We start from the raw sequence: 10,943 nt of genomic DNA on the forward strand, positions 1-10,943 counted from the left end.
TCCGGATTCAGCCTTTCGAAGTTTGCGCGAACGCGCGTTTTGCCGCGGCGATGAATGAGCGCACGCGCACCGGATCTTTTTTCCCGCGATGGCCGGGAACGTCGGTGTGCGTGAAGGAATCGACGCCCCAGGGCCTGACGGTGGCGATCGCGTCTGCCACGTTGTCGGCGGAAAGTCCGCCCGCGAGGATTACCGGGATGCGCGAGCGCTCGACCACGGTGCGGCTGATAGTCCAATCGTGAGTCTCGCCGGTCGCGCCGGCAAACGGGCGGCCCTTGGCGCCTGAATCGAGCATCAGGTAGTCGACGCATTCCTGATGCGCGTCGGCTTCGGTGAGGGTTTCGCCGGCGCGCACGGCAATCGCGCGTAGAAGCATGACGGGCGCGATGCGCTTGCGAATCCAGGCGCAGTCTTCGGGTTCGATCTCGCGCGCGGCCACGTGCAGGACGTCGGGGCGCACCGCGTCGACCATCGCACAAATCTCGTCGCGATCGTCGGACAACGACAACGCGACACCGCGCGAGCGCGGGCGAATCGCTGCGAGAATCTCGCGTGCCAGGTCCGGGCCGATTGCTTCGGGCACTACGCCGGGCTCGGCAATGACGAGGCCTATCAGATCGGCGCCGGCTTCGGCAGTCGCGATGGCGTCGGGCACCGATGTCATGCTGTAGATTTGGACGGCCATCGGCGGATTTAGCCGCGGCCGCCGCGCAGCAGCTTGCCGGGCGTCGCGCCGGTGCAGCGCCCATCATCCCACGTCATCTCGCCGTTGACGATGATCGCGCGGTAGCCGCGCGCATGCTGCACGCGACGCCATTCGCCGCCGGGAAAGTCGTGCGCGATATCGCCGACCCAATCCGGCTCGACGCCGAGCCGATCGAGATCGTAGACGACGACGTCCGCCGCCAGCCCTTCGCGGATTACGCCGCGATCGCGGAAGCCGGCCGCGTGCGCGGGTAGCGCGGACAGGCGGTAGTGCGCCTCCTCGAGCGTGATGCGCTGTTCGTCGCGAACGAGCCAGCCGAGAAAGTCGGTCGTGTACGCGCCGCCGGTGAAGAACTTGGTGTGCGCACCCCCGTCCGACACGCCGGGAATCGTGTAGGGCGAGTCGTTGATCATCTCGGCGTAGAACTCTGCGTTGAAGCCGCGGTTGGGGCCAAGGAACTCGACCTTGAGATCGCCGGCGATCGAGAGATCGAGCATCGCGTCGATCTCATGCTTGTTTTCCTCGGCGGCGATAAGGCCTACCGATTTGCCGACGTACTTCTCGAGTTCAGGCTTGCCGGCCGCCCACGTCACGATCAGATCACGAATCGGACCGCCGACGCCGGCCTGGATTGCCTCGAGCTTGCGATTGGCCTGGTCGTGCTCGCGCTTGATCGCTTCGCGCAGCGCAGGATCTTTCATCTTGGAAATTTTCTCGGCGTTGCTGCCGGTGGTGACGGTGCGCCACGCGGGGCTCGCGTCGTAAAGGTTCCAATGCTCGAGCGTGAACGCGAAGCCGGTGCGCAGAGTGGCGGTCTGCCCGAAGATCGGCAGGCCCTTCTCGCGGCATCGCTTGAGCCATGCGAGGCTGCGCTGATGAACTTGGGGATTGCGGCGCGCGGGCGCTATCGCGTTGTGAAGGATCGGGCGATTCGCCTCGGCTGCGAGGCGCTCGAGGAACGCGAGGTCCTCCTTGATGTGGCCGGTCGCTTGCGTGATCTGGATGAAGCCCTCGTCGCGCTCGCGGAGAACGCGCGCGAGATTCAGGATGTCTTCGTCGCACATCGTGTCGGTGACCATCGGCGAACCGTCGAAGTCGGCCTGCGTGGAATCGGGCCCGAGCCGCTGCACCGAGAAGCCGCCGAGGCCGGCGTCCATTCCTTCGGCGAGCAGGCGGCGCATCTCGGCGCGTTCGTCTTCCGTCGCGGCGCGGGTCTTCGCGGCCTCGAGTCCCATCACGTAGGTCAGCAGCGACGAGGTCGGCAGGTACTGAATCGCGTTGACGCCTTTCGGCGCGCGATCGAGCGAGTCGAGGTACTGCGGAATCGTCTCCCAATCCCACTTCATCCCGGCCTTCATCGACTCGTAAGGAATCGCCTCAGTGCGCGTCATCGTGAGCATCGAGCGCTCGCGGAATTCCGGCTTGACGGGCACGAAGCCGAAGCCACAGTTGCCGAGCACGACCGACGTGACACCGTGCCATCCCGAGATGGTGCAATAGGGGTCCCATCGAATTTGCGCGTCGTAGTGAGTGTGCAAATCGACGAAGCCGGGGGCGACGATCATGCCATCGGCGTCGATGGTTTTTTTCGCGAAGCCGGGGGCGCGGCCGCCAACCTGCCCGATTTTGCCGTCCTTGATCCAGACGTCGGCGCGGTATCGCGGCACGCGAGTTCCGTCAACAACGGTTCCACCTTTGATGTGAAGATCGAAATCGGCCATCGAAAGATCCCTCCTTCGAAGACAAGGTTGGCGAGCGGTCGCGCTGCTGGTTTCGTCTTACAGCATCGCGGGCCGTCTGGGCAAACGAGACGAATCGCTCAGAAGTTGCGGCGGTACGTGACGTAGTTCGCGCAGACTTTGGCGCCGAGTTTTTCCGCGGTGCGGCGCGACGGCCAGTTGTCGTCGAGCACCAGCGTGTAGCTCAGATACTTCGAGCCATTGCGGATCAGGTGCAAGTACGAATACGAGGCCATCGCGAGGTTGACGCCGCGGCCACGCGCTTCTTCGAGCACTCCGATGCCTAGAAAGTTTAATTTTTCGTTGTCGGCCAGTTTGCGGCCGGGCTTGAGAATTGTGCCGTCGGGATTTGCCGGCGTAACCATCAGCGCGCCGACCGGCTTGCCGTCGTAATAGGCGAGCACCGAGGTGTCGAGCGCGCCGGACATCGCGAAGAAGTCGAACAGGAATGAGAGTTCGTCGATAGTGAAGGGAGTCGCGCCCCAATGACGCGCGAACGCGGTATTCCAGGTGTGCTCGAAATCGCGGATGCGGCGCGCGACGGGTATGTCCTTCAGCGCAACGATTTGGAAACCAGCGCGGCGGCTTGCTTCGAGTGCGCTTTCGTAGCGCGCGATCAGTTCCGGCGTCACCTCAATCTTGTAGTCAACCCATCCGCGCTCGGTTTCGAATCCGGCGTCCTTGAGCAGCGCGTGATAGTACGCGGGATTCTGGCGCGCGATGTCGGGCGGCAGAGTTTCGTAGTCGTCGATGACGAACGGAAATTCGAGCAAGCCGTAACCGGCGCGCGCCGCCGTCGCGCCATTCGCTTTCATCCAGTCCGACGCCGCGTCCATCATCTGAATCACGGCGTCGCGCGTCCCTGGCATCGCCTCGAACATCACGACATGCCCGAGCGTTTCCTTCCAGTGACGCTGATAATGGCCGTCGATTATCGCGACGGCGCGCGCGACGAGGTTGCCGTCGACGCGCGCCGCGAACGGCCGAGTCATGCGGCCCGCCGCGAACGGTCCTTCGCCCATCAGGATCGGCAACTGCACCGCAACCATCGCGGCCCATCGCGCGCTGCGGTATTCGTAGACCCGATGTTGAAAAAGTACGAACTTGGTGAGCGCTTCTTCGCCCGCGGGCGATTCGATTTTGACTGACAACTACAGATTCTCCCGCACGCGCTGACTAATCGCGCGCTTCTATTCAGGCTGCCGCAGAGCGGGCTTGCGCGATGTCACCTTGTTTCGGCTCTCGCCGTGCGCTAACCACTGTGCAGGGGCGAGCGTAGCGCCGCGTGAGTGCGAGCGTCAAACAATCGCGAGCGCATTGCGTCCCCAGGAGCGTTTGAGCGTCATGGTTGAAAAAACGATCGAGCTCACGGGCATCTCGGCCAACTCGGTCGAAGACGCCGTGCAATTGGCAATCTCGCGCGCCGGCGTCACGATCAACGGCATCCACACCGCTCATGTCGAGGACATCACGGCGCTGGTCGAGGCGAACAAGGTCGCGCGATGGAAGGTGCGGGTCAAGGTGACCTTCCAGGTGAAAGACGAGCTGCACGAGTGATCGCGAGCGAGGATCCGGAAGGCGGCGGAGCGCAAGGACTTCCAAGTCATGCGAAACCAGCCACTGAGAGCAATCGATGGCGAAAATAGTTGAGGTCCATCCCGGCATCTACGAGATTTTTCTCCCGCTGCCGATGCGGCCGACCATCATCAACGTTTATCTGCTCGATTGTCACGGCGCATGGACGCTCGTTGACACGGGAATGAACTCGCCCGAGAGCATCGCGGCGCTCGAGGAAGCGTTGGCGGAAGTCGGAATCAAGATCGAAGATCTCCACGCGATCGTCGCGACGCATCATCACATCGATCACTTTGGCGCATCGGGCGAGATTCGACGCAGAAGTCATGCGACGACGCACATTCATCGCCTCGAAGCCGAGCGCGCAGGCAGGATGATCGAGTTCGGAAAAATGGCGCCGCACGACCGGCCCGAGTCGCGCGCGTTTTTCGCCAAGCACGGATTTCCGATCGAACAATTCTCGACGACCGGGATGCGCCCGGCGTGGATGGGGACGTCGATGTACGGCCCCGTCACGCGGCCCGACAAATACATCGACGATCGCGACGTGATCAAAATCGGCGACCGCGAGCTCGAAGTTATCTGGACGCCGGGGCATTCACCGGGTCACAACGTGATTTACCTGCGCAAGGAAAAAGTGATGATCGTCGGCGATCACCTGCTGCCCAAAATTACGCCACACGTGGGAATTTATCCCGACGCCGAGGGAACCAACCCGCTCGGCGACTTCATCAATTCGCAGTTGAAGGTGCAGAAGTTCGACGTTGAGCTGGTTTTGCCGGCGCACGGTGGTGTGTATCACGACCATCGTCATCGCGCGAATCAGTTAATCGAGCATCATCGGTATCGAGAGGCGGAAATGCTCGATTTGACGCGCAAGGCGCCGCAGACTGCGTTCGAAATTGCGCAACAAGTGTTTGGCGGCGAAGAACGGCCGATATTCCACGTGATGGCGGCGACTTTCGAAACGCTCGCGCACCTGGAACTTGCCTGTTTCGAAGGCCGGGCGCGGCGGTCGGAGCGGGGTGAACGAACTGTGTTCCAGGCGTTATGAGGGAGTTACAGGGGGGTTTGCTAATTTTTCCAGACGGTGTATTTTGGCCCTGCTTAAACGAACGGCGGATGGACTATGTTAGCTCGATTAGTGGAGGGGTTCCTAGATTGAAGGAGGATGCCATGAAACGGAAGATCGGATTGGCGCTGGCTACGGGGCTGGCATTGTTGGTCGCCGGTTGCGCGAGTCAAGGTGGCGGCGGCAGCGCGGGAGGCGGTGGTCCCGCAGCGGCCCCCCCAGCCGCAGTCTCGTCAACTGCCAGAAATTTCAACCTGGCAGTCAAGTGTCCCGGAGTGCACTGGGAGAAGACGCACGGTTGGTCTGATCAGCAGATTATGCAGCAGGAATCGCTCGAGGCAGACGACATTCCCGCTTGCGAGCAATGGGTGCAGGCACAGCCCAAGGGCTATGTGCCTCCTCCGCCCGGAGGAACAGTAGCCGCGAAAGGTCCGACGGCTCCGGCAGGTGGTGCTCCCGCTCCGGCCCCGCAGTGAAAAGTCTGAGAGCGTAGGGCTGGCCCGCACCAATGGCGCCGGGCTAAATCGGCGGGCAGGGTAATAAATTGAGGCGGCGCGGCATCTCGTGAGAGATGCCGCGCCGCCTTTGTATTGTGCTGAATTTCACTCCGGCGCGATTCGCGCCGAATAGGCATTTCTAGCGAGCGTGGGCCGTCGCCGCGCGTTTTGCATCGCGACGGGCCGGAGCACTGATGCGGCCGCTGCGAACCACCGGCGAGCGCCTTGCCAAGCGCCGCGTGGAAACGCCCGCAAGCTGCTGAGTCCGCCAGTCGCGCAGACCCCTACGCAGAAATTGCGGCTCGATTCCCAGCGTTTCGCACACCGCCTCGAACGAGAACGGCCCCTCTCCGCCTTCGCCGATCAGCCACTGCTCGGCCTCGCTGAACAGGCGCTTGCGCGGGCCGCCCTTGGCGTCGGCGTTATTCTGGAAGCATCGGAGCGCGTCCTCCAGGATAGCCATCATCAGCTTCTTGACTGGACGGATGGTGCTGTCGTCGCGCCGACTGTCGTAAAACTGCTCAGGTGTTAGAACGTCTGGTACGAAGAGATTTCCGAGAGCGCTATTTTCCCATTCCATTGTACTTTGTCCTCACCCCACCGTGCCTGCGCCGGATAAAGCCGGGTCAAGCCATCAGTGCCGGGAATCCGACTTTTCGTCGTTCGACCCAAAAGTACGCAATGATCGTGCCGAATTTTTCGGCAACTGCCCTAATGCGATTTAGCCAGTATGTTAAGGCATCATGAATACCAACTCGGGTCGCGAACTGTTGAGAAATTCTGAATATCGACCATTCTTTCGCAAATAGTTCCGCAATTTGCGAATCCGCAACCTTGTGCGAACGCTGACTCATTTGCGACACGCGTTACGATTCGGCCACATACCGTCCGCAATGTGTCGCTCGGGTGCCATAGTCAGGCTGCGCTTCATGACAGATTTTAAGGCGCTACGCGAGATTATCGAAAGTGGATTCGCAACCCGCCGAGCGGATACGCGCAATTCGGTCCCGTGGAATACCGCTACTGGACCGTATCGGGACCGCTGGTGCCCGCAGGGCCGCGCTTGCGCTCTTCGAGCTTGAAGGTCAGCACGTCGAGCAGGCAATCGACCCGATCCGCGAGTGCCTCGAGCAGCGTCTGCTTCTCTAGCGGCGTGATGTCGAGATGAAAGCACAGGAAGTTGATCAGCGCGGTACCGCGCAGTCCGCGCTGCTCGACTATTGTGCGCCACGCCTCGTGCGCCGCTTCGCCGAGATAGCTGAAGAGCATCTCGCGCAGGGCGTCCATTGTCTCGGCGTCGCAATCAAGCGCGTCGGGCCGCACCGGGCACCAGGTCACTTGCGCCTGGCGATACGAGCGATCGCGAATCTCGCGTACGATGCGAAACTCGCCGACGCCCTCGAGGACCAGGTTGTAGCGCCCGTCGGCAAGCCGGACGAGGCCGCCAATTTTACCCGCGCATCCGACTTCAAAAATGTCGGGGAACGCGTGGTAGTCGGCCTGCCAGTCGCCCTTGAGCAGCGCCATCCCTATCATGCCGTGCGCGTTGGCGACGTCGGCGATCATCTCGCGATAGCGCGGCTCGAAAATATGCAGCGGCACGCTCAAGCCCGGAAACAGCACAAGGTTGGGCAGCGGAAAGATTGGAATGATACTGGGTAATGCAGCCACGCCGGCGCCTGTTCGCAGGTTAGGGCCGTTACGATCGGGCGTCAAGGTAGAGCGGCGCGGAGATACCACTGCCGCGCGGTTTTGCTATGTTTCAGCGAATCCGCGAGACTTCATCTAACAGCGAAATGGAAACCAGATTATTCATCGCCGGCCCCGTGCGCATTGCCGCCGTCGAGGAGGAGCACGATGGGTAAGGTCGTTGCGACCGTGTTCACCACCCACGTACCGCGGCTGATGATCGCCGATCCGATCGCGCGCCGCGCCTACATGGGCCGCAGCGTGACGACATTTTACGACGCCATGCCAAAGCTCGAGCGCGAGCGCATCCGCCATCTCGACTTCGATACCTTCTTACTAATCGATACACACTGGTTCTCTACTTTGGAGTACTTACTCAATGCTCACGAGCGCTTGTCGGGTGTATATACCTCGGAAGAGCTGCCGGCGATGCTGCATGACCTCGACTATGACTATCGGGGCGACCCGGAGCTTGCGCGCGGAGTTGAGATAGAGGCGCGGGAGCGGGGGATTCGTGCGATCGCGTCGGTGCATACCAACTTGCCAATTCACTATCCCACGCTGAACGTGATGCACTATTTCAATCATGAGGCACGTCGCCGCGTGCTGTCGGTGAGCGTGTGCCAAACGGCGTCGGTCAAAAACGATTTGGCCTACGGTGCCGCGATCGGACAGGCTATCTGGAAATCAAATCGCCGCGTCGTAATCGTCGCGTCCGGCGGGATGTCACACAGGTTCTGGGACTACGATCATATTCTCGACCGCGCATCAGCGTCGCCCGACGACATCTCGTCAACCGCCAATCGCCTATACGACGAACGCATCATGGAATGGTTCAAAGCCGGGCGGCATGACGCTGTCCTCGCCGCCGCCGACGATTACCGCGCGCATTGTTCGCCGGAGGGCCGCTTCTCGCATTACATCACGATGGCCGGCGCGATGGGCGGCGACGCGTGGACCTGGCGCGGCGAGCAGTTTGGAAAATACGAGGCCGCGATCGGAACCGGGCAGGCGATCTTTTTCTTTCAACCGTCTATCAGCGGAGCCGAGCGCGCCGCTGCCTAGCGCGACTTGAGCCGGAGGTGCGCGTTTGAAACTTGCACACGGAATTTTGGCGATGCTGGTGACGCCGTTTCGCGACGACTACCGGCTCAACGAGGACGCGCTGCGGCGCGAAGTTCAGTGGGCGATTGCCGCGGGTGCACAGGGCGTCGTCGCCGCGCCGAGTATCGGCGAATTTCTGCACATGGACGAAGCCGAGCGCACGCGAGTGTTCGAAATCGTGATCGAAGAAACGCGCAAACGTGCCGGCCTGTCGGCAGTTGCGATGACTTCGGGCGCGACCACGCTCGAAACTCTGCGCTATGCGAAAATCGCGGCGCGCCTCGGTTACGACGCGCAGCAGGTGATCCCGCCGTTCTACTGGCGATGCGGCGAGGCCGAAGTCGAGCGCCATTACCGCATGATCGCAGAGGCCGGCGACCTGCCCGTCGTGATCTACCACAATCCCGCGCTCAGCAAGTTCAACATCTCGCCGAAGTTCGCGGGCAAGCTCGCGACGATTCCCGGCGTCGTGGCGTTCAAGGAAGTGCTGACGGATTTGCAGTATCTTGAGGCGCTGTACGACGAGGTGGACGGGCGCGCGGACATCTACAATACGTTTCGCGCGATGCTGGCGGGGTTGATGCTCGGGGCGGCCGGCGGCTTCATCAATATTTTCGCGGTGCCCGCAGCGGTCGCGCTGCTCAAGGCGTACAAGTCCGGCGACTACAAGCGCGCCGAGGAAATTCAGCGCCGCCTCAATCGATGCTTCCCGCGCGGTGGCGAGGAAACACTCGGCCATCTCGGCACCACCAAGGTCACCGCGTCGGTCGCGACGGGAATCGAAATGGGTCCGGCGCGGCCGCCGTACATGGCGCCCGCCGACGCCGCCGAACGAATCCGCAAGCGGCTGCCGCTGCTCAACGAGGTCATCTGAGATGGGCGCGCGCTCGGGCAACAATTACCTGTCGTCGCTGAAAAAGCTCGGCGCGGAAATCTGGATCGGCGGCGCGCGCGCCGGCGACGTTACCGCTCATCCGGCGTTTGCGAATTGCGCGCGCTCGGTCGCGTCGCTCTACGACATGCAGATGGAGCATCCCGAGACGATGACGTTTCGCACCGACGACGGCGGTCGCGCGGGGATGTCGTTCATAATCCCGAAAAGCGCCGACGACCTGCGCAAGCGCACCCGGATGATGAAGACGTGGGCGGACTTCGGCTGCGGGATGCTCGGGCGCACGCCGGATTACCTCAATGTGAGTCTCGCGGCGATGGCCGCCGCGCGCGAGTTTTTTGCCGAGAGCGATCCGCGCCACGGTGACAATATCTGGAACTACTATATGGAGGCGCGCCATCACGATTGGTGCGCGACGCATACTCTCGTCAACCCGCGCGCGAGCCGCGCCGCCGGATGGGCAGGACACACCGACGCCGATCTCGCGCTAAAGCTCGTCGAGAAAACAAAAGAAGGCATAATCGTGAGCGGATGCAGGATGCTCGCGACGCTGGCTCCGCTGTCGGAAGAGTTGCTCGTGTTCCCTTCGACTGTGTTGAAGGCCGAGCCGGCGGCAGAGCCGTTCGCTCTGTCGTTCGCGATCCAGTGCAACGCGAAGGGCCTCAAGTTCCTGTGCCGCGACACGTATGACGTGGGCCGTTCGCGCTTCGACAATCCGCTCGCGTCGCGCTTCGACGAAATGGACGCGGTGGTCGTGTTTGACAACGTGCTCATCCCGTGGGAGCGCGTGTTCCTGTGCGGCGATGTTGCGCGATGCAACGCGCTGTACGCGGGAACCGGCGCGGTCGTCCACATGATGCACCAGGTGGCGGTGAAGAATGTCGCTAAGAGCGAGTTCATACTCGGATTGGCGGCGCGAATCGCCGAGGCCAGTGACGCGATGCCGTTGCCGCACGTTCGCGAGCGATTAGCCGAGATGATCATGACCACCGAGACGATGCGCGCGTGCCTGCGCGCGGCGGAAGCTGACGCCGCGCCCGACAAGTGGGGCGTGTTCACGCCGGCGCGAGCGCCGCTCGACACCGCGCGCAATCTCTTCCCGCGGCTGTATCCGCGCATGGTCGAGATTATCCAGCTCAACAGTTCGAGCTCGCTGATGGCGACACCGTCCGCCGCCGACTTCGCAAATCCCGCCGAGCTGCCCGATATCGAGCGCTACTTCGGCGCCGCCGATGCTGGCGCGAAAGAGCGCGTCGCGCTTTATCGATTGGCGTGGGAGGTCGCGTGCAGCGCATTCGGCGGCCGGCAGGTTCTCTACGAGCGCTTCTTCTTCGGCGATCCGGTCCGGATGGCGAGCGCGCTGGTCGACAACACCGACCTGAAGCCGCTGTCCGATCGAGTGCGCGCCTTCCTGAAGCGCCCCGACTGATGGCGGAGTAGGGCGGCGAGCGGTATCGTCATGCTCATTCATGGCGAGACTTCGAAAGGCGGCGCGCATCTGGGGGAATCCCAAGGCGCGCGAGATAGGCGAGCGCGTACTGTTCACGCCTGACGACTCCGTTTTCACGATCGATCCGCCGGCGATGTTCGGCCGGCGCGCGCCGGTCGAAGTCGAGATCGGCTCGGGCAAGGGCGAGTTCATCATCGAGCGCGCCGCGGAATTTCCCGA

General features: G+C 62.4%; 11 protein-coding genes and 1 pseudogene. 7 read left to right on the forward strand and 5 right to left on the reverse strand.

The genetic code is table 11. The features are described 5' to 3' along the window. Positions 1 to 7: 7 nt before the first annotated feature. The 3 genes from VJX68_RS13970 to VJX68_RS13980 all read right to left on the reverse strand — a co-directional run bounded on the left by VJX68_RS13970 (position 8) and on the right by VJX68_RS13980 (position 3,596). Positions 8 to 685: a phosphoribosylanthranilate isomerase gene (locus VJX68_RS13970; RefSeq protein ID WP_324096319.1), complete on the reverse strand. Its 678-nt coding sequence runs from the start codon at positions 683 to 685 to the stop codon at positions 8 to 10. Between the two features lie 8 nt (positions 686 to 693). Further along, positions 694 to 2,427: an N-acyl-D-amino-acid deacylase family protein gene (locus tag VJX68_RS13975; protein WP_324096320.1), complete on the reverse strand. Its 1,734-nt coding sequence runs from the start codon at positions 2,425 to 2,427 to the stop codon at positions 694 to 696. A gap of 98 nt (positions 2,428 to 2,525) precedes the next feature. Next, on the reverse strand, positions 2,526 to 3,596 hold the full coding sequence (locus VJX68_RS13980; RefSeq protein ID WP_324096321.1) for a GNAT family N-acetyltransferase: 1,071 nt from the start codon (positions 3,594 to 3,596) through the stop codon (positions 2,526 to 2,528). A 193-nt stretch (positions 3,597 to 3,789) separates the two neighbouring features. Between VJX68_RS13980 and VJX68_RS13985 the strand changes: the two genes are divergently transcribed. The 3 genes from VJX68_RS13985 (at position 3,790) to VJX68_RS13995 (ending at position 5,568) form a co-directional block, all read left to right on the forward strand. Continuing rightward, positions 3,790 to 4,002, forward strand: coding sequence for a dodecin family protein (locus tag VJX68_RS13985; RefSeq protein ID WP_324096322.1), 213 nt, complete (start codon positions 3,790 to 3,792; stop codon positions 4,000 to 4,002). Between the two features lie 76 nt (positions 4,003 to 4,078). Next, positions 4,079 to 5,074, forward strand: a complete 996-nt coding sequence (locus VJX68_RS13990; RefSeq protein WP_324096323.1) for an MBL fold metallo-hydrolase — start codon at positions 4,079 to 4,081, stop codon at positions 5,072 to 5,074. Positions 5,075 to 5,196: 122 nt separating this feature from the next. After that, positions 5,197 to 5,568 carry a hypothetical protein gene (locus tag VJX68_RS13995; RefSeq protein WP_324096324.1) on the forward strand — a complete coding sequence of 124 codons (372 nt, stop codon included), beginning with the start codon at positions 5,197 to 5,199 and terminating at the stop codon, positions 5,566 to 5,568. Between the two features lie 160 nt (positions 5,569 to 5,728). On the opposite strand, the gene VJX68_RS14000 is transcribed toward VJX68_RS13995, so the two are convergent. Together VJX68_RS14000 and VJX68_RS14005 are read right to left on the reverse strand one after the other, a co-directional pair. Then, complete coding sequence (locus tag VJX68_RS14000; protein WP_324096325.1) at positions 5,729 to 6,169, reverse strand: hypothetical protein; 441 nt, start codon at positions 6,167 to 6,169, stop codon at positions 5,729 to 5,731. Positions 6,170 to 6,609: 440 nt separating this feature from the next. Beyond that, positions 6,610 to 7,260, reverse strand: a complete 651-nt coding sequence (locus VJX68_RS14005; RefSeq protein ID WP_324096326.1) for an LON peptidase substrate-binding domain-containing protein — start codon at positions 7,258 to 7,260, stop codon at positions 6,610 to 6,612. 186 nt (positions 7,261 to 7,446) lie between these two features. Here VJX68_RS14005 and VJX68_RS14010 point away from each other — a divergent pair, with 186 nt between their 5' ends. The 4 genes and pseudogenes from VJX68_RS14010 to VJX68_RS14025 all read left to right on the forward strand — a co-directional run. Next, on the forward strand, positions 7,447 to 8,343 hold the full coding sequence (locus VJX68_RS14010) for a DODA-type extradiol aromatic ring-opening family dioxygenase (RefSeq protein ID WP_324096327.1): 897 nt from the start codon (positions 7,447 to 7,449) through the stop codon (positions 8,341 to 8,343). A 25-nt stretch (positions 8,344 to 8,368) separates the two neighbouring features. Further along, positions 8,369 to 9,256 carry a dihydrodipicolinate synthase family protein gene (locus VJX68_RS14015; protein WP_324096328.1) on the forward strand — a complete coding sequence of 296 codons (888 nt, stop codon included), beginning with the start codon at positions 8,369 to 8,371 and terminating at the stop codon, positions 9,254 to 9,256. 1 nt (position 9,257) lies between these two features. Beyond that, a complete protein-coding gene (hpaB, locus tag VJX68_RS14020) occupies positions 9,258 to 10,703 on the forward strand; it encodes a 4-hydroxyphenylacetate 3-monooxygenase, oxygenase component (RefSeq protein ID WP_324096329.1) in 1,446 nt (481 codons plus the stop codon). Between the two features lie 40 nt (positions 10,704 to 10,743). Continuing rightward, positions 10,744 to 10,943, forward strand: a pseudogene (locus tag VJX68_RS14025) (tRNA (guanosine(46)-N7)-methyltransferase TrmB); the annotation flags it as partial.

This window comes from Binatus sp. (SeqCode) (genome assembly GCF_035272065.1).
Classification (GTDB): domain Bacteria; phylum Desulfobacterota; class Binatia; order Binatales; family Binataceae; genus Binatus.

Coding starts and splice junctions, on each gene's coding strand:
- VJX68_RS13985 (WP_324096322.1), top strand. CDS start 3,790: ATGGTTGAAAAAACGATCGAGCTCACGGGCATCTCGGCCAACTCGGTC.
- VJX68_RS13990 (WP_324096323.1), top strand. CDS start 4,079: ATGGCGAAAATAGTTGAGGTCCATCCCGGCATCTACGAGATTTTTCTC.
- hpaB (WP_324096329.1), top strand. CDS start 9,258: ATGGGCGCGCGCTCGGGCAACAATTACCTGTCGTCGCTGAAAAAGCTC.
- VJX68_RS14010 (WP_324096327.1), top strand. CDS start 7,447: ATGGGTAAGGTCGTTGCGACCGTGTTCACCACCCACGTACCGCGGCTG.
- VJX68_RS14000 (WP_324096325.1), bottom strand. CDS start 6,169: ATGGAATGGGAAAATAGCGCTCTCGGAAATCTCTTCGTACCAGACGTT.
- VJX68_RS13975 (WP_324096320.1), bottom strand. CDS start 2,427: ATGGCCGATTTCGATCTTCACATCAAAGGTGGAACCGTTGTTGACGGA.
- VJX68_RS13995 (WP_324096324.1), top strand. CDS start 5,197: ATGAAACGGAAGATCGGATTGGCGCTGGCTACGGGGCTGGCATTGTTG.
- VJX68_RS13970 (WP_324096319.1), bottom strand. CDS start 685: ATGGCCGTCCAAATCTACAGCATGACATCGGTGCCCGACGCCATCGCG.